We start from the raw sequence: 18,423 nt of genomic DNA, 5'->3' as shown, positions 1-18,423 counted from the left end.
CAGATCCACCGGGTTTTCGAGCTGGCGGAGGTCTTGAGGGGCTTTACACTGCTGGTTCCTCGCGTCCACCTTCCCGTCTCGCTTGCCGGACCCGCACCGTCGGGTAGTGCCGGTACGTCCCGTCGTTGTCGGGGCTGCTTACCACCAAGCCCGGTCGTCTCACCGGACCCGGCTGCCCCCAGCTTCTACCGCTCCGCTGCGACGGAACGGCGGCGCGGGCTTCACACCCGCACACGGACACACACCGCCTCGTGGCGCACGGTCTCTCACCTCCATTCGGATCAACAGCGCCTTACGGCGCACCGGGCGCTCCTTGCGCACGATCAGCCGCATTCCGGGTGGCCACCCGAACAGTTCTGAGTTGTCCGGGGTAATCACCGCGAACACGTCGCTGGAATACACGATTGCAACTGTTGATCGTCCTGCTTTTCGGACTCTGTGGCGAGCCGCACGCTCGCCGGAGCCCCAAACGGCGGCTGGTCGACGAGCCTGACTTTTGTGCCGCTCTGCCGCGAGTCGAACAAGGTTCCGGTGCGCGCTCGCGGACGCGTTCGTCGGCGAGCCCGAAGGATCACGCGGCCGCCGCACCATCTGTAGACGGCAATTAAGGCCAAGGATTTCCGGCTATCGCTGACATATATCGGCCCTGATGTGAGAATTTGGGCGTGAGGACTGTGAAAGAGGATCCTCTGATGGCATAGTGTGGCCTGGATCACCACGATTGATACCGGCGATCGGCGTCACTCGATCTGCTGCAAACGAAGGAAGTAATGTCCAGTTTTTTGGAGTACGCCGTGCTGAGCCTTGGGGCTGCCGGTGTCTACGCCTGGGTGGCCCTCGGCGTGGTCGTGGTCCACCGTGGTTCCGGCGTATTGAACTTCGCGCAGGGCGCGATGCTGATGCTGAGCGCCTATGTGTTCAACGATCTTCGCGAGTCGTGGGGCGCGTGGCCCGCTGCGGTGTTCGCCGTGTTGCTCACCGGAGCGCTCTCGCTCGCCACCCATGTCTTCGTCATGCGGCCGCTGCGCAATGCGGCGCCGCTCACGCGGACGGTGGCCACCCTCGGCGTACTCATCGTGCTCCAGTCGCTCGTGGTGCTGATCTACGGCACCGAGTCCAAGCCGACGTTGCCCGTCCTGTCGGACGGTCAGGTGAACGTGCTCGGCACCGACGTTGGCATAAACCGCCTTCTCGTCCTCGCCGGAGCCGTGCTGGTCGCTGCTGGGCTCTGGGCGTTCTTCCGCTGGACGACAGCGGGTCTCGCCGTGTCGGCTGCCGCTGAGAACCCGCGCGCCATGGCCACGCTGGGTTGGTCCCCGAATGTGATCGCGGGCTCCGGCTGGTTCGGCGGCGGCGTGATCGCCGGGGTCGCGGGCATCATCATCGCGCCCCAGCAGGGCCCACTCTCGGCAACCAACCTCATTCTGCTCATCGTCCCCGGCCTGGCAGTCGCTGTCGTCGGCTCCTTCCGCTCCTTCCCCCTGGTCATCGTCGGCGCCGTGGGGCTGGCGCTGCTCGAGCTGGAGGCCAAGGTGCAGCTGGCCGATCGGTACGACTGGCTGCAAGGCGTGGAGAAAGCCATGCCGCTGGCCGTCGTGGTCGCGGTGCTGACACTGCGGGGGAGTGCCATACCCGGGCGCGGGCACGAAGCCGAGGGCAGGCCGGAGCTCGGCACTGGGCGCGTGAATCCCTGGCTGCTCGTCGGTGGAATCGGCATCCTCGGTGTCCTTATGCTGACGATCTTCAGCGAGAACTGGACCAACGCACTCACGGCGAACCTCGCCTGGGCCATCATCATGCTGTCGGTCGTGGTCTTGGTCGGCTACACCGGTCAGCTCTCGCTCGGTCAGCTCGCTTTCTCCGGCGTGGCAGCGCTCGTCGCCGGCCGCCTGGTGGCCACGACCGACGTACCGTTCTGGCTTGCCGTGCTGCTCGGCGTCCTCGCGACAGTGCCGGTCGGGGTGTTGTTCGCACTCCCGGCGCTGCGAACCCGAGGTCTGGATCTGGCCGTGGTGACCCTGAGCCTGGCGGTGGCGGTGGAGCAGATCGCCTTCAAGCGGGCCTATACCTCGCCCTCGCCCGACGGCGTCGAGGTCGGGGGCTTCCTCGCGGAGTTCAGCAAGACCCGCGAAGGCACGGTGGTCCAGGGCGAGGTGCGGCTGTTCGGGTTCAGCCTGGACCGGATCGACCACCCCACGTCCTACGCATTCTTCGCCCTCGGATGCTTTGTCATCTGCGCACTTCTGGTGGCCAACTTGCGGCGCAGCCGGGCGGGCCGCCGCCTCATCGCGGTCCGCACCAACGAACGCGCCGCGTCGTCACTCGGCATCAGCGTCGTGGGGGCCAAGATCTACGCCTTCGCCCTGTCGGCGGCAATCGCCGGTCTGGGTGGCATCGTCCTGTCATTCCAACAGCGAACCCTCGGCTTCGGCTCCGGCGAGTTCGACGCGTTCAAATCCATCCTCGTGGTGGCCTTCGCCGTTGTCGGCGGGGTCGGCTACGTCTCCGGGTCCCTGTTCGGAGCACAGCTCATGCCGGCTGCGCTCGGCGCCGCGATCAGCCGTTTCGTCAGCGAGCGGCTGATAACGCTCGGGAGCGGCGTCAAGGCCGTTGCCGTTGCCGCCTCGGTGCTGGTCGGTCTGCTGGTCGGCCGCTCCGTGCACCGGAACCTGCCCAAGCGGACGGGTGCGTGGAAGTTCCTGCCACTCGCGGTCGCGGTGGCAATCGGCGTGCTCGGTCTGCTGCAGGCGGACCGGGTGGCGGGGTGGCTTCGCGAGCTCGATCTGTACGTGCCGCTGATCGGTGGCGTGTTACTCATCGTGCTGATCATCAAGAACGCAGGCGGAATAGCCTCCGACATCGCCCATGCCACGGCCCGGTTACCCCTTCGAGCGCGTCGCCCGGCAGATGTCCTCGCCCCCGCGGGGGACGAGGCCAAGGTCCGTCCCGAGAGCCTGAACGTGTCGGGGCTGACCGTCCGCTTCGGTGCGGTGACGGCTGTCGACGACGTCAGTTTCGAGGTTCCCCCCGGGCAGATCGTCGGGCTCATCGGCCCGAACGGGGCGGGCAAGACGACCGTCGTCGACGCGCTCACCGGCTACGCCAAGGCCGCGTCGGGGCAGGTGTCGCTGTCGTCCCGATCGCTCGACGGGCTGTCGGCTCATCAGCGCGCACGCGCCGGCCTCAGCCGGTCCTTCCAAAGCCTCGAGCTCTTCGACGATCTGACGGTCCTCGAGAACATCGCCGCCGCCAGCGACTCTCGTGACGGGCTCGGCTACCTCACCTCACTGCTGCGGCCCGGCCGTCTGAAGCTGAGCGGGGCCGCCGCAGCTGCGGTACGGGAGTTCCGACTCGAGGACGACCTGCACACCCGCGTTTCGTCACTGCCCTACGGGCGTCGCCGGCTCGTCGCCATCGCTCGAGCGATCGCTGCCCGCCCCTCGGTCCTGCTGCTCGACGAACCTGCGGCCGGCCTCGACGAGACCGAGAGCCGCGAGCTCGCCGCCCTGGTACGCCGTCTGTGCGACGAGTGGGGACTGGCGGTTCTGCTCATCGAGCACGACATGGCCTTCGTCATGGGCGTCTGTGACCGCGTCGTGGTCCTCGACCACGGGCAGCGCATCGCAGACGGCACACCGGAGGAGACGCAGCGCAACGCTGCTGTCCTCGCTGCTTACCTGGGTGGGGAGGCGGAGGCCGAAGAGCTTGCGTCCACCGCATCGACGACGTCGACTACACCGGGCCTCGTCTCGGTCTCGGAGGTGATCTCATGAGCGCCGCACCCCTGCTGGAAGCTGTCGGCCTGAATGCCGGTTATGGAGCGGGCCCGGTGGTCCACGACCTCGACCTGGTGGTCGACGCGGGTGAGGTCGTGGCCCTCATCGGTCCGAACGGTGCGGGCAAGAGCACGACGATGCTCAGCCTGGCCGGAGAGCTGCCGCCGATCGGCGGCGTCATCCGGCAAGACGGTGTCGACGTGCGGGCTCCGCTGTACCGCCGCGCCCGCAACGGACTCGGGTTCGTTCCCGAAGAGCGGTCCGTCATCGCCAGCATGACCGCTCGGCAGAACCTGCGGCTGGCCCGCGTCGATCCGCAGGCCGCGATCGAGATGTTTCCCGAGCTCGAAGAGCACCTCGATCGCCGAGCCGGGCTGCTTTCCGGCGGGCAACAGCAGATTCTGACGCTCGCTCGGGTGCTGGCTCGCAAGCCTCGCGTCCTGCTCGCCGACGAACTGAGCCTCGGCCTTGCGCCGAAGGTCGTAGACCGGTTGCTCACCGCCGTCCGCCAAGCCGCGGATCAGGGCCTCGGGGTGCTGCTCGTCGAGCAGCACATACGCAAGGCCCTCGCTGTCGCCGACCGCGTCTATGTGCTCCATCACGGAAGCGTCACCTGGTCCGGCACCGCCGAGGAGGCGCTCCGGCGACAAACCGAGTTGGAGGAGTCGTTCCTCACCGGCGGCACGGCGTCGCCGCCGGTCCCTTGACGCTCGATTCCTGATTCCTCTCTCCGCTTCGTCGCACTCGCGACGAGGCTCTTCACACCCGAAAGGGAACATCATGTTCACTCCAACGAAGGCGCGACTGGCAGTGTGTCTGCTCAGCGTTGCCTTGGTCACCGCGGCCTGCGGTTCATCCGACGACGACACGTCGGCTGGCGGCTCTTCCACCGGGGCCGGGGCGTCCGGAGCTCCGGTCAAGATCGGGGTCATCCTGCCCACCGGTACCCAGGAGGCGAACTGGCCGCAGAACCTCGCCGCGGTGAAGGCCGCCGTCGCGGGCGTGAACTCGCGCAACGGGCTGGGCGGCCACAAGGTCGAGATCGTGTACTGCAACGAGAAGAACGACGCGGCCGCGGCCGAGGCCTGCGGTCGCCAGATCGTCAAGGACGACGTGATCGCCGTGGTGTCCATGTTCTCGCGATTCGGGGGCATCTCGCCGCAACTGGAGAAGGCCGGCATCCCGTCGGTCGGCGGACTGGGCGTCGCCCGAGACGAGCTCACCTCGCCCTCGAGCTACTTCCTGGGCGCGCAGGTCCTGGCGTTCGCCGCCTGCCCGGCGGTCCTCGCCGAGGCTGGCGCGGCACCGCTCGGCATGGCGCGTTTCGACGTCGAGGCGTCGGCGGTGACGGAGACCTTCGCTCAGGCCGGTGCGGTTGCGTCCACCGGGAAACCATTGGCGAAGGTGGTCGCGACGCCCCCGACCACCGCTGACTACGCACCGTTGGCGGCGCAGCTGGCGGGTGCCGACGTCAAGGGTGTGACCATGTCGCTGACGGAGCAGGCGTCCGTCGCGTTGATGCAGGCAGGCGGCGACAAGTTCAGCTACTGCCACTCGGACGCAGCGCTGTCCGATGCGAGCCTCAAGGGTCTCGGGGCCCTGGGCGGGAAGTTCAGTGCGGCGTCCTCCACCTACACCGCGCAGCAGACCGACAAGCCGGCGATCAAGCAGTTCAACGACGAGCTCGACGCTGCGGTGGGGTCCGACCCCGACGCCGCGGTGAACCTGCGCAACAACAACCAGGTCTCGGCCTGGGGGTCGGTGCATGTTCTCGAGGAGATCCTGAAGGACAAGACGGGCGACCTGACTGCCAAGACGGTGACCGACGCCCTGAAGGCGCAGACCGCGCTCGACACCGGGTTCCTCGTGGCGCCCATCAATTTCTCGAAGGACGGGCCGGTACCGGGACTGGGCCGCATCGTCAACCTGATCCAGCAGGGCCTGCAGTGGGACCCGGCCAAGGGTGTCTTTACTCCGACCGGCAAGACGATCAACATCGGTGAGCTGCTCGCCAAGGCCGGCGGCTAGCAGTTCCGTTAGGCTGGTGAATGGGCCCGTGGCGAAATTACCACGGGCCCATTCGGCTTCTCATCGGACGTTCGCCGGCCGCACCGAGTCGACCTGACCCCAACGGGTTTCAAAACGGAGCACACGAAACGGAGTACGAAAGGATGGCGAGAGACTTGACCCGGACCGGCAATCATTGGCCGACCTCATCGGCCGATATCACGCCCGAATGGCTGAGCTGGGCCCTGAGCGAACGCCACCCCGGCACCATCGTCACGGACGTCAGCGTTCCGGACATCGTGTACAGGTCGGCTGTGAAGGCGCACCTGGCGATCACCTACGAGGCGGGGGCGAGCAACGGACTGCCGGAGTCGATGTACCTCAAAGGGGGCCTCGGCGGGGAGATGGCCGCGATCTCCGGGCCCGCGTATATCAACGAGGTGCGCTTCTTCTCCGAGTTCGCGGATCGCATCCCGGTCGACAAGCCGCGACACTTCTACGCGGGAATCGGCAGCAACGGTGACGGTCTGCTGCTCATGGAAGACCTGAGCGAACGGGCGAGCTTCGGGCGCGCGGCGTCAGGAGAGTCCTTCACCGTGGAGATGGTCGCCCAGATCCTGGAGCAGCAGGCGACGCTGCACGCGCTCTTCTGGGAGAGCCCCGAACTCGAGGAGCGGGATTGGTTGAATCCTGCCGTCGACGATCTTCGAGGGTTGATCATCAACTTCATCTTGTCGAAGGACAACTGGGACAAGCAGGTCGGGGCGCGGTCCGAGGTGGTGCCGGAGTCTGTGCGGGACAGGGACGCCGTGATCGAGGCCCTGCGGCGCATGTGGGCGTTCAACGACACGTTGCCCCGCACCCTCCTGCACGGCGACCCGCATCAGGACAACTGCTTCATCACCCGGGACGGCGTGCCCGCCCTGCTGGACTGGCAGACGGCCCAGGCCGGAGTGTGGGCGCACGACGTCACCTACACGATCATCGGCTGTCTCAGCATCGAGGACCGGCGGGCAAGCTTGACCGGGCTGCTGGACGGCTACCTGAACGCCCTCGCCGGCAAGGGGGTCACGTCGGCACCCGGTCGCGAGGAGGCTTTGCTGGCGGTGCGTCGCAATGTCTGGCACAGCTTCCTGTGGTGGCTGACGCCCGTCGAGATGCAGCCCGACGCCACCAGCCGGATCGTGGGCGAGCGCTTCGCGGTTGCCGCACTCGATCTCGAGAGCTTCGCTGCAGTCGGCATGGAGCGCTGACCGACTGCTGGTCGGTCTGTCTCGGACTCGCGCGACCCGGTCCCACTGCGCCAAAGGTACCGGGTCGCGTGGGCAGTCTCAGGGTGCCTGTGCCCCACCGGTTCGTCCGGTGTGGGCCATCGCTGCGGCCCCTGTCTGCGGGCAGCCCGGTGACATCCCCGTACTACTGCTCTCGATGCCGTGTCAGAAGCCCATGTCGCGGCCGATGAGGTCTTTCATGATCTCTGTGGTGCCGCCCAGGATCGTGCTGATCCTGACGTCTTGGTAGGCACGCGCGACCGGGTACTCGAGCATGTAGCCGTAGCCGCCGTGCAGTTGCAGGCACTGGTCGACGACCTTCTTGTGCAGCTCGGTGCACCACCACTTCGCCTTGGCCGCATCGACCGCGGTCAGGGTGTCGTCCAGAACCCTCTCGATCAGGGAGTCGACGTAGATTCGGGCAATGTCGAGCTCTGTGGACATTTCCGCGATCGTGAACCGGTTGTGTTGGAAGCTGCCGATCGACTGCCCGAACGCGACGCGGTCCTTCGCATACTTCTTGGTCGTATCGAAGATGGTCTCGGCGCCCGCGATCGCCCCGACGGCGATCGCGAGGCGCTCGGAGGGCAGATTCTCCATCAGGTGATAGAAGCCGCGGCCCTCGGTGCCGAGCAGATTGCTAGCCGGTACCCGGCAGTCGGAGAAGAAGAGTTCGGCCGTGTCCTGGGCGCGGAGTCCGATCTTGTCCAGCTTCCGTCCACGCTCGAAACCTGGCGTGCCGTCCTCGACGACGATGAGGCTAAAACCCTTGTGTCCCGCCTCGGGGTCGGTACGGCAGAGCACCACGACAGCGTCGGAGAGGATGCCGTTGGAGATGAAGGTCTTCTGCCCGTTGATCACCCACTCGTCACCGTCGCGATGTGCGGAGGTACGGGCGCCTGCCAGGTCGGAGCCGGCGGCGGGCTCGCTCATGGCGATCGCCCAGGTCATCTCGCCCGCGGCGAGCTTGGTCAGCCATCGCTGACGCTGTGCCTCGTCGGTCAGACGGAGCAGGTACGGCGCGATGATGTCGTTGAGCAGGGTCAACGCCACCCCGCCGCTGCCGTGACGTGCCAACTCTTCGGTGACCAGGACGTTGTAGCGGAAGTCGTCGATGCCGAGGCCGCCGTACTCGGTTGGAACGGAAAAGCCGAGCACGCCGGCCTCCGCGGCGGCCTTGTAGACGGCCTTGTCGACGAGGCCGCGCTCGTTCCACTTCTCGCTGTTCGGAGCGATCTCCCGACTGATGAACCCCTTGACCAGGGATCGGAACTCTTCGTGGTCAGGGGTGAACAGGGTGCGGGTCATGGTCTTACTTCCTTTGGTGATCTCTGACGCTGCGGTGCAGCACGGTGGATGAATCTGGCCGTCGGTGGAACCAACTGGCGTGGTCGAGGCTGGACGAGGAGGTGAACTTTCGTCGTGGAACCGCACCGGTCCGATCGAGATCGAGCAGTTCGATGATTGATCCTCGGCAGAGGGCATCCGGCTCATTCGGCTCGGTCACAGGGCACCTCGGGGAACGATATCGACGGGCGTGAGATCGTCGGAGACAACGGGATATTTAATTGAGTATCCTATACCGGTGTACCACGTACCTTCTCTCGATTCATTGCTGACCCGGTCTGTCGACGTCAATGGGGTCTCGATCCGCTACGGCGTCCAGGGTGGCGGTGAACGGACGCTGGTCCTGGTTCACGGATTCCAGGCGCATCACCTGTGGTGGCATGACGTCGCGGAGCGACTGATGTCGCAGTATCGGATTGTCGTGGTGGACCTCAGCGGCCATGGCGGCAGTGGACATCGTGAAGCTGGCTACGTCGGCAGTGTGTTCGCCGATGACGTCATCGGTGTCCTCGAAGCCGTCGGCGGGGCCCCCGTACTGCTCGTCGGGCACAGCATGGGCGGACGTGTCTGCGCGGTGGCCGCAGCCCGTCGTCCTGATCTCGTCAACGGCGTGGTGTTACTGGACAGTGCTGTGAGATTCTTCCGCGGCCGGGAGCTGTACCCCTGGGCGCCGGAGCGAGTGCCGCGTCACTTCGAGACGCGGGCCGAGGCCGTGGGGCGTTTTCGGCTCAAGCCCGAACAAGCCATCGCCCCGGAGCGGCTCGCACGGGTTGCCGAATTCTCGGTGCGTGCGCACGACGCCGGCTGGACGTGGAAGCACGACCAGCGGGGCATCCCCGGTGTGGACCAGGACGCGTACACGCGCGCGCTCGCAAACCTCGCGGTGCCGCTGCGCTTCGTCCGGGCTACGGCAAGTCCGATCGCGGAGGGAGCCGAAGAGTTTCTCGGCGAGTTCGACTTTCCAGCAGGGTGCGAGATCCACGTCGCTCCTGGCCTGCAGCATCATCTGATCCTGGAAGATCCGGACTTCTGCGCGACGCTGATCGATCGATTGGCCGGCGACATCTTCGCACTGCGGCACCGCACCGAGGTTGTGGTCGATGAGCGCGGGCTGGTGACGTGGCAGCCGGCGCCGCCCCCCGTCGGCCCGACCACCGTCGCAGACGTCCTCGCTCCGATCGTGTCGCTCGACCCTGGTCGCCTCGCCCTCATCGATGACGATCGAGAGCTGACCTACGCAGAGCTTGATCGCCGTGCCAACCAGATCGCCCACGTTCTGACAGCCGAAGGGCTGCGCGGCGGCGACCGTCTCGGCGTCCGACTGGCGAACAACGCCGAGGTCGTGGTGCTTTTCCTCGCTGCTATGCGAATGGGGTTGGTCTGGGTCGGGCTGAACCGGAGTCTCGCGCTCGCCGAGCTTGCTCTCTTGATCGACGACGCCGGCGTCGCGGTGGTCGTCGCCGAGCCCGGCACCGAGCTCGACGTCGCCCGAGTGGTCGAGGTGGACGAGGCCTGGCACCAGCGGGTGGCCGCCGCGTCGACACTGCGGCCGGAGGTGGTCATCGATCCACACGCTCCCGCTGCCATCGCCTATACCAGCGGTACGACGGGTAGGCCGAAGGGCGCGGTGCACAGCCAGCACAACATGCTCCTTCCCGGCATCGTTTCCCTCCACGAAGGCAGCATCGCGCCGGAGTCGCGACAGGGGGTGGTGCTGCCGCTGACAATCCTCAATCTCCAGATCTTGGGTCCGGTCGCTGCCTGGGTCTGCGGCGCGACCTGCGTAGCGCTCGGGCGAATCGACGCCGAGGGCCTGGCACAGGCAGTAGGGCGCCATCGAGTCTGTCGAGTCGCGACCCCACCGACCACGGCGTACGACCTACTCACCCATCCGGCTGTCCAGCCCGACGACCTCGCGACTCTCGAAGAGCTCGGCGTGGGCGGTGCGGGCGCGCCGACCGAACTCAACGACCGATACCGTGCGCGGTTCGGCCGACTCTTCACGACGAGCTACGGACTGACCGAAGCGCCGACCGCAGCCACCGTCGAGGACCGAGAGGATAGCCTGCTCGGCAGCGCCGGGCGCGCCCTGGCCCACCTGGCGGTCGCCATCGTCGGCGAGAACGGCACCCGTCTGTCCTCGGGGGTCGAGGGGCAGATCTGTCTCGGTCCGCGCACGGAAGGCCCGTTCGCGGACGTCTACCGGCCCATGCTCGGCTACTGGAACAGGCCGGACGCGACACGGGCTACTTTGACCACCGACGGATGGCTGCGCACAGGGGACCAGGGCTACCTGGATCCTGATGGCTCCCTGCACGTCGTCGGGCGGCGCAACGACCTGATCATCCGAGGTGGGGCAAACGTGTATCCGGCCGAGGTCGAGGTTGCGCTGCTCGACCACCCCGCCGTCGCCGAGGCCGCCGTCATCGGGCGCCCCGACGAGCGGCTGGGCGAGACGGTCGTCGCCGTTGTACGGCTTGTCGCGCCGACCGAGCTCGAGGAGCTTCGTCAGCATTGCTCCGATCGACTGGCGCGCTACAAGGTGCCGGCCGAGTTCATCGTCGCTACGGATATGCCCCACAACGCCATGGGGAAGATCGTCAAGAAAGAGCTACGACTCGAGCATCTCGGAGGGGCGTGACCTCGGAGCGCGTCGCCGATCTGCGACGCAGTTCGGGCGCGGCAACCAAGCCGACAGTCTCCACGATGCGCTGGCGAGGTCTGCGTTTTCGGTCGATTGGACTCGCACGCCGACGAACTGAGGATACTCTTTGGTGTGAAGCGGATCACGTCAGTCGCTGACAGTAGCGGCTCAGACGACAGGGACAACGATGAAGGCGTCAGAAGTACCAACTTTCACCGACCACTTCCTCGTGGGTAACGGTTCGGTCGAAGACATCGCCGGGCGGTTTGACAGGTTGCGCGTGGAGAACCGCATCGTCAAGGTGGACACTGCCCAGGGCACGTACTGGATGGTGCTCGACTACGAGCTGATGCGTGAATGCCTTCAGAACCCCGCGGTCTTCTCCAGCTCTTCGGTGACACCACTGACCCCGGACCCTGAGTTCAAGATGATCCCGATCAACCTCGACCCGCCGGAGCACACCAAGTGGCGCCGCAAGATGGCGCCCTACTTCGCCCTTTCGAAGATCGCGGCGATGCGCGAGCCCCTCGAACGCCGTGCCGAAGAGCTGATCAACGGCATCAAGGAGCGCGGCGGGTGCGACTACGTCGCGGCGTTCGCCCACGAGTTCCCGACCGTCGTCTTTCTGGAACTGATGGGGTTGCCGATCGAGAACCTGTCTACCTTCTTGGAGTGGGAGGCCAAGATCCTGTTGCCTCCGCGCGACGGTGTTTTCGACAGCGACCGCCCGCAGGAGGGCATCTTCGCGGTGATCGGCTACTTCACCGAAGAGGTCGGGCGCCGCCGCGAGACCGGCGACCGGCCCGCTGGATTGCTCTCGGACATGATGGATTGGGACATCGACGGTGAGCAGATTCCGATCGAGTCCCTGCTGAACTGCTGCCTCATCCTGTTCATGGCGGGTCTCGACACAGTCGCCGACAGCATGTCGTTGATGATGTACCACCTGGCCAAAGTACCCGCCGACCGCGCGCTGGTCGCCCGACAGGCCAGCGAGAGCGGCTCGGTCGCTGATGTCGTCGAGGAGCTGCTGCGCTTTCACGCGGTAGCGGAGATCGGCCGCAAGATCACCGAGGACATCGAGCTCGACGGCGCGCAACTGAAGGCCGGCGAGTTGATCCTCTTTCCGCTCGTCTCGGCCAATCGCGACCAGACGCTGGTCGACGGCGGCGAGCACGTCGACCTGAACCGCGGCGAGCCCGTGCCGCACCTCGCATTCGGGGTAGGTCCGCACCGTTGCATCGGGTCGCACCTCGCGCGCCTGGAAATGGACATCGCGCTCACGACCTGGCACCGGCTCATTCCCTCCTACGAGCTCGTCAAAGAGCCGACCGGTTACTGGGGTAACACACATGGCGTCTACGACCTCGAGTTGGGCTCGTTCGGGGGCGCCTGACGAAGGTCGTCGCCGAGGTCGAACGCTGCTCAGGCCCCGTCCGCTGCGCCGCCCTCGCGGAAGATCTCTTCCACTCGACGACATCGGTTACACCACCGCGACCGACTTCGAGGTTCTGGCTGGTCGCGAAAACGAAAGACGAAAGGAAGCATCCAGCATGACGCACGTCATCACGCGCTCTTGCTGTAGTGATGCAGCGTGCGTACCGGTCTGTCCGGTCAACTGCATCCATCCGACGCCGGAGGAGCGGGCGTATGCGACGACCGAGATGCTCTACATCGACCCGGTGTCCTGCATCGACTGTGGCGCGTGTGTGGACGTGTGCCCGGTGAACGCGATTGTCCCCGACTACGATCTGCCGGCGAAGGACGAGGTCTTTCTTCGTCTCAACGAGCTGTACTACGAGGGTGACGGTCGTACCGGCTATGTCCGTGAGCGTGCTCGCCCGGCGGGGAGTGCTGTTGAACAGTACGGTCCGCTGAAGATCGTCGTCGTCGGGTCAGGGCCAGCGGCTCTGTACGCTGCTGAGGATCTGTTGGGTCGGCGTGGTCTGGACGTGAGCGTCGACATCATCGAGCGACTTCCGGTGGTGGGCGGACTCGTCCGGTACGGCGTCGCCCCCGATCACCAGGACACCAAGGCTGCCGAGACGGCATTCGCGCGAACGATGCGCAGACCGAACTTGCGCCTGCTGCTCAACACCGAGGTCGGCTCTGACGTCACGTCTAGGCAGCTGAGCGAGCACTATCACGCCGTCCTCTACGCATACGGCGCCGGAACCAGCAAGGCGTTGTGCATTCCCGGGGAGGAACTCGACGGCAGCCACTCCGCCACCGAGTTCGTCGCCTGGTACAACGGCTACCCCGACCAGGCCGAGGCCCGGTTCGATCTCTCGGGCGAGCGTGTCGTCGTCGTGGGCAACGGAAATGTGGCACTGGACGTGGCACGAATCCTGGTGTCCGGTTCGGCGCGTCTGGAACGCACCGACATCGCCGATCATGCGCTCGTGGCGCTGCGGGCCAGTGCCGTCGAAGAGGTGGTGCTGGTCGCTCGCCGTGGCCCGGCCGAGTCGGCGTTCACGGCGAAGGAGCTGCTCAGCCTGATCGCACTTGAGGATGTCGACGTGGTGGTCGACACCGGTGGCCGGTCGGTCTCCGATGCCGTCTCGGATCCGCTGATCGCCTACAAGGTCGAGTTGCTGGCGGGCCTGCCGACAGCGGACACCCCCCGTGCCCCCGGTCGCCGCCGGATTGTCCTGAAATATTTCTCCGCGCCCGAGAGCGTCGGAGGCCGCGGCAGGGTCGAGGCCATCATGCTTCAGCGGATGCAGCCGGTCGGTGACGGCGTCTTCGAGAACACGAGTGAGATCGAGACGCTCGTGACCGGTCTCGTGCTGCGTTCGGTCGGCTATCGCGGGGTCGCGATCCCCGGCCTGCCGTTCGACGATGTTCGTGGTCTCGTACCCAACGAGGGTGGACGTGTGCTCGCGGAACCAGGCGGTGCTCCCGTACCGGGGGCTTACGTCACGGGCTGGATCAAGCGAGGGCCCTCAGGGGTGATCGGCACCAACAAGCAGTGCGCCCGGGAGACCGTGGCCGCGATCCTGGAGGACTACCAGGCGGACCGGCTGCCGCTGCCCGCGGCGCATGCCGAGGACATCGCGGACGCCATCACCAACCACCTCGACCTGGCTGCATGGAAGCGCATCGACGCCTACGAGAAGAACGCCGGTAAGGCGGAGCGACGTCCCCGCGTGAAGGTCACCGACCTCGACGAGCTGCTGAAGATCGGTCGCGGACAAGGCTGACCGGCGGATACGGCACGGTCGCGAAGGAACAGCGGGCACTGAACAGCAGGACAGCACGAGAAAGGCCCCCGGTCTGCAAACCGGGGGCCTTCCTCGTGCTGTGGAACGTTTGCTCGGAGTGGGTGTCAGACGAAGGACGCGTCGCCGAGCCCGATCCACACGTTCTTGAGCTGGGTGAACTCCTCGATGCCCCAGCGCCCGCCGAGTCGCCCGTGCCCGCTGGCCTTCCAGCCACCGAACGGCGCCGAGACCGGGATGCCGGTGAAGCCGTTGACCCACACGTTGCCGGCCTCGAGCTTGGCTGCCACCCGATGCGTTCGCCGCAGGTCGTTCGTCTCGATGTAGGCCGCCAGGCCGAAGGGGGAGTCGTTGGCGAGGCGCACTGCTTCGTCCTCGTCCTTGAACCGCAGGATCGACAGGATGGGGCCGAATACCTCGTTCTGGGCGATGTAGGACGAATTCTGCACATCCGCGACGATGGTCGGCTCGATGAAGTAGCCGCCGGCCAGGTCCCCGCCCATCCGGTTGCCGCCCGTGGTGATCCGGGCCCCATCCTCGGTCGAGCGCTCGATCATTCCCAGGATCCGCTGCGCGGCGGCCTCGTTGATGACCGGACCCATCATGGTGGTCGGGTCGTAGGGATCACCCATCTTGATCTGTTGCATCACGGCGGTCACCGTAGCCACGACCTCGTCGTACACGCCCTCCTGGACGAGCAGACGAGTCGGGTTGATGCAGCCCTGGCCGGAGAGGGTGATCAAACCCCAGATGAGGTGGGGAATCGAGCTGGCCACATCGATGTCATCGAAGATGAGATTGGCGGACTTGCCTCCCAGCTCGAGTCCGACTGGCGTCAGATTGTCCATCGCCGCGGTGAGGATGTGCTTCGCGGTGGCACCGCTGCCCGTGAAATGGACCTTGTCCACGCCCGGGTGGCGTACGAGCGCGTCGCCGCCGACGGGGCCACCGGGCACCACGTTGAACACCCCTGGCGGCAGCCCTGCCTCGAGAGCGAGCTCACCCAACCGGAGTGCGGTGTACGGCGTCAGCTCCGGCGGCTTGATGATGACGGCATTGCCGGCGGCGAGTGCGGGGCTCGCCGTCATGCCGATGCTGACGAGCGGGCCGTTCCACGGGATGATGATCGCGACGACGCCATACGCCTGCCGCACGGCGTAGTCGAGGGCGTCCGTCGGCCACGTCGGGACGACCGTGCCTTCGATGCGGTCGGTCCAACCCGCGTTGTAGCGGAACAGCTCCGCCGTGCCGGGCGCTACCTGCCCGGTGATGGCCCGCGGTGTGCCGTTGTCGATCGTGCTGAGGTGGCTGAGGAGATCGGCATCACGTTCGATCAGATCGGCAAGCTTGAGCAGAATGGCTCGACGCGCCGGGCCGGGCATTGCCGCCCAGCCGGGCTGGGCCGCGCGAGCGGTGCGGACCGCGAGGTCGATCTCCGCGGGCCCGGCCAGCGGGATCTCGGCGGTGACCTCCCCGGATCCCGGGTAGCGGTGCTCGAAAGTTCCGCCTTCGGCATCGCTGACACGCTGATCGCCGATCAGCAGGCCGGTGGCGGGTAGATGCTCGAGCGGTGGTGCGATGACACTCATGACGGTGTTCTCCTACGGCGTCGGATCAAGGCTTGTTGGTGTTGCCGGCGTCAACCGGAAGCTGGACCCCGGTGATGTAGCGCGACTCGTCGGAGGCGAGGAAGGCGACCACCTGCGAGACGTCGGAGGGTTGCAGAACGGGGAGCGGGGCGAACTCGCCGGTGATCGGCTGGTCGAGGTCGACCAGTATGTTTGTCGCTCCCATGAGGAAAAGAGGCTCGGTTGCGACGAGATCGCCGGCGTCTGGATGTGTTCCCATGGCGGTCAACACCCCGGTCGGGTGGATCGTGTTCACTCGGATGCCGTGGCGACCGAACTCGTTCGCGAAGGACTTGGCCATCCCGACGATGGCGTGCTTGGAGGCGGCGTAGTGCGCGTAGGGCGCCTGTCCGCGGATGCCTGCCGCCGAGCTCGTGATGATGATCGAGCCGCCCCGCTTGGCCTCGATCATGCTGGGGGCCGTTGCCTGGATGGTGTTCCAGACGCCCTTCTGGTTGACGTCGACGACCAGGTCGTAGACCTCCTCCGTGATGTCGAGGGAGGAGTGGTGGAAGGTGATCACGCCGGCGTTGGCGACAACAGTGTCGATGTGTCCGAACTCTTTGATGCCTGCCTCGACGGCGGCTTTCAACGCAGCCAGATCTCGGACATCGGCCTTGGCTGTGATACAGCGACCGCCTGCCTTCTCTACCAGCTTCCGGGTCTCCTCGAGGTCATCGGCGCCGGCTTGTCCGTAGCGCATCGCAGGATGGATAGAGGTCTCACAGACATCGGTGGCAATGATGTCTGCACCGTCTTCGGCCAAACGGATCGCGTGCGAACGCCCCTGCCCCTGTCCTGCTCCGGTGATGAACGCAACCTTGCCGCTCAAACGAGCCACTAGAAATCTCCTTGCACGTTCGCTTTTATAGTGTGACGGCGGCCACACCTGACTGAAGCTTATTAGGTGTAAGGAATTATGGCTAGGGAAATTGCTGCAAACGCCGTTTCCGGTATCGAGCTCCTGCCTTTCCGTCGAGCCGCGGGTGTATTCGGTCGGCCGGTGCGGTTCAGTTCACGCACTTCGCAGCGTTATTCGTCAACCCGTCTTCGCGGCTTGGCCAGATCGGCCGTCGCGCTCCTCGGTGCTCGTAGGTTGCTCGATTCCACCATGCGGCGCGCCTACCCCTCGTGAGCCCGTACGGCCTTGTGGGGATACTCAATGTGCCGGACGAGAACATCCTCGCCGTCGCCGGAGCGTTGTCTGTCCCGGCCTCAGCGAGGGATGTCCTTGAAGGCGACGTCGCGGTCTCCGCGAGGCTCGTCGGGAAGGCCGAGTACGCGCTCGCCGATGATGTTGTGCTGGATCTCGTCGGATCCGCCTGCGATCCGGTTGCCCACTCGTCCGAGCAGGAACGAGGACCAGGCGAAGGTGCCCCACTCGCCGGTGTTCGCAGCCAGTCGAGGGCCGAGAAGGTGCGCGGCAGTCTCGGCGACCCGACTCTGCTGACGGGTGAACAGCAGCTTGCTGATCGAACCCTCAGGCCCCGGTGGTAGGCCCGCCTTGTGACGCTCGGCTGCGCGTCGAGCACCGAGGGAGAGTACGTGGTGGCCGATGTAGAGCTCGGCGAGCTCTTGGCGTACCACCGGATCCTTCGTGACACCGAGCCACTTGGCGAGCTCGAAGACATCGCGATAGGTGCCGCCACGTGCCTCGCCGCCACCGCCGCGCTCGAAGCCGAGCGTGGTCAGCGCGACTTTCCAGCCGCCGTCGACCTCACCGATGCGGTAGCGGTCCGGGATGCGGACGTCGGTCAGGAACACCTCGCAGAACGTCGACCCGCCGCTCATCTGCTTGATCGGGCGTACCTCGACACCCGGCAAGCTGAGATCGAGCATGAAGGCGGTGATGCCTCGGTGCTTCGGGGCGTCCGGGTTGGTCCGGGTGAGGAGCTCGCCCCACTGGGAGAACTGCGCCCCTGAGCTCCAGATCTTCTGCCCGCTGACCACCCAGTCGTCCCCATCACGTACCGCACGGGTGCTGAGGCCGGCGAGATCGGAGCCGGCGCCCGGCTCTGAAAAGAGCTGGCAGGCAAGGATTTCCGATCGCAGCAGTGGTCGGAGGAACTGCTCGCGTAGGTCAGGGGTTCCGAGCACGCGCAGGGTGTTGCCGACGAGACCCATGCTGACGCTATGCGTCTCGTGTGCCTTGGGAGTGACGAAGCGAGATTCCTCGCGACGGAAGGCACGCTCGTAGGCTCCGGGAAGGCCGCGCCCGCCGTACTCCACCGGCCAGGTCAGTGCTCCGTAGCCGGCGTCGTATTTCTTCTGCTGCCAGTCGAGATTGGCCTGGAGTAGATCGCGCTCCTCTTCGAATGTGAGCTGGTGGAACACCGCGAGGCTGTCGGACCCGACGCCCCAAGGTCGTTTCCCGGAGGAGCGAGGCTTGGGTTCGAGATGCTCGGCGAGCCAGGCGGCCGCGTCGGTGCGGAACGCCTCCAGGTCTGGCTTTTCGGTGACCGTGTCGTCAGTGGTCATGTCGATCCCATCGCGTCGGTCGTGGCGATCGACGTCGCCCATCCAATAATT

At 66.1% G+C, this 18,423-nt stretch carries 11 protein-coding genes; 7 read left to right on the top strand and 4 right to left on the bottom strand.

The features are described from left to right. Positions 1–770 precede the first annotated feature (770 nt). The 4 genes from ABZS43_RS19605 (at position 771) to ABZS43_RS19590 (ending at position 7,036) form a co-directional block, all read left to right on the top strand. Positions 771–3,773, top strand: a complete 3,003-nt coding sequence (locus tag ABZS43_RS19605) for a branched-chain amino acid ABC transporter permease/ATP-binding protein (RefSeq protein WP_355037342.1) — start codon at positions 771–773, stop codon at positions 3,771–3,773. Further along, positions 3,770–4,483 carry an ABC transporter ATP-binding protein gene (locus tag ABZS43_RS19600; RefSeq protein WP_355037341.1) on the top strand — a complete coding sequence of 238 codons (714 nt, stop codon included), beginning with the start codon at positions 3,770–3,772 and terminating at the stop codon, positions 4,481–4,483. Before ABZS43_RS19605 ends, ABZS43_RS19600 begins: the two co-directional genes overlap by 4 nt. Before the next feature lie 73 nt (positions 4,484–4,556). Then, on the top strand, positions 4,557–5,804 hold the full coding sequence (locus ABZS43_RS19595) for an ABC transporter substrate-binding protein (RefSeq protein ID WP_355037340.1): 1,248 nt from the start codon (positions 4,557–4,559) through the stop codon (positions 5,802–5,804). 143 nt (positions 5,805–5,947) lie between these two features. Beyond that, positions 5,948–7,036: a phosphotransferase gene (locus tag ABZS43_RS19590; RefSeq protein WP_355037339.1), complete on the top strand. Its 1,089-nt coding sequence runs from the start codon at positions 5,948–5,950 to the stop codon at positions 7,034–7,036. Between the two features lie 183 nt (positions 7,037–7,219). Here ABZS43_RS19590 and ABZS43_RS19585 read toward each other — a convergent pair whose 3' ends face one another. Further along, entirely contained in the window at positions 7,220–8,362 is a 1,143-nt protein-coding gene (locus ABZS43_RS19585) for an acyl-CoA dehydrogenase family protein (protein ID WP_355037338.1), read from the bottom strand. A 229-nt stretch (positions 8,363–8,591) separates the two neighbouring features. Here ABZS43_RS19585 and ABZS43_RS19580 point away from each other — a divergent pair, with 229 nt between their 5' ends. The 3 genes from ABZS43_RS19580 to ABZS43_RS19570 all read left to right on the top strand — a co-directional run bounded on the left by ABZS43_RS19580 (position 8,592) and on the right by ABZS43_RS19570 (position 14,248). Beyond that, complete coding sequence (locus ABZS43_RS19580) at positions 8,592–11,042, top strand: alpha/beta fold hydrolase (RefSeq protein ID WP_355037337.1); 2,451 nt, start codon at positions 8,592–8,594, stop codon at positions 11,040–11,042. Positions 11,043–11,232: 190 nt separating this feature from the next. After that, on the top strand, positions 11,233–12,441 hold the full coding sequence (locus ABZS43_RS19575; protein ID WP_355037336.1) for a cytochrome P450: 1,209 nt from the start codon (positions 11,233–11,235) through the stop codon (positions 12,439–12,441). A 157-nt stretch (positions 12,442–12,598) separates the two neighbouring features. After that, positions 12,599–14,248 (top strand): FAD-dependent oxidoreductase, encoded by a 1,650-nt coding sequence (locus ABZS43_RS19570; RefSeq protein WP_355037335.1) that lies wholly within the window; start codon positions 12,599–12,601, stop codon positions 14,246–14,248. Positions 14,249–14,373: 125 nt separating this feature from the next. Here the strand turns inward: ABZS43_RS19570 and ABZS43_RS19565 are convergent, their stop codons facing one another. From ABZS43_RS19565 to ABZS43_RS19555, 3 genes are all read right to left on the bottom strand, one after another. Then, positions 14,374–15,855, bottom strand: a complete 1,482-nt coding sequence (locus ABZS43_RS19565; protein ID WP_355037334.1) for an aldehyde dehydrogenase family protein — start codon at positions 15,853–15,855, stop codon at positions 14,374–14,376. A gap of 25 nt (positions 15,856–15,880) precedes the next feature. Beyond that, a complete protein-coding gene (locus ABZS43_RS19560) occupies positions 15,881–16,735 on the bottom strand; it encodes a mycofactocin-coupled SDR family oxidoreductase (RefSeq protein WP_355037333.1) in 855 nt (284 codons plus the stop codon). Between the two features lie 374 nt (positions 16,736–17,109). Then, positions 17,110–18,414, bottom strand: coding sequence for an acyl-CoA dehydrogenase family protein (locus ABZS43_RS19555; RefSeq protein ID WP_355037332.1), 1,305 nt, complete (start codon positions 18,412–18,414; stop codon positions 17,110–17,112). Positions 18,415–18,423 lie beyond the last annotated feature (9 nt).

Origin of the sequence: Nocardia sp. NPDC005366 (assembly GCF_040606855.1) — a bacterium.
Lineage (GTDB): Bacteria > Actinomycetota > Actinomycetes > Mycobacteriales > Mycobacteriaceae > Nocardia.
The sequence above is the reverse complement of the archived record's forward strand: the minus strand, read 5'-3'. Positions and strand labels throughout refer to the sequence as shown.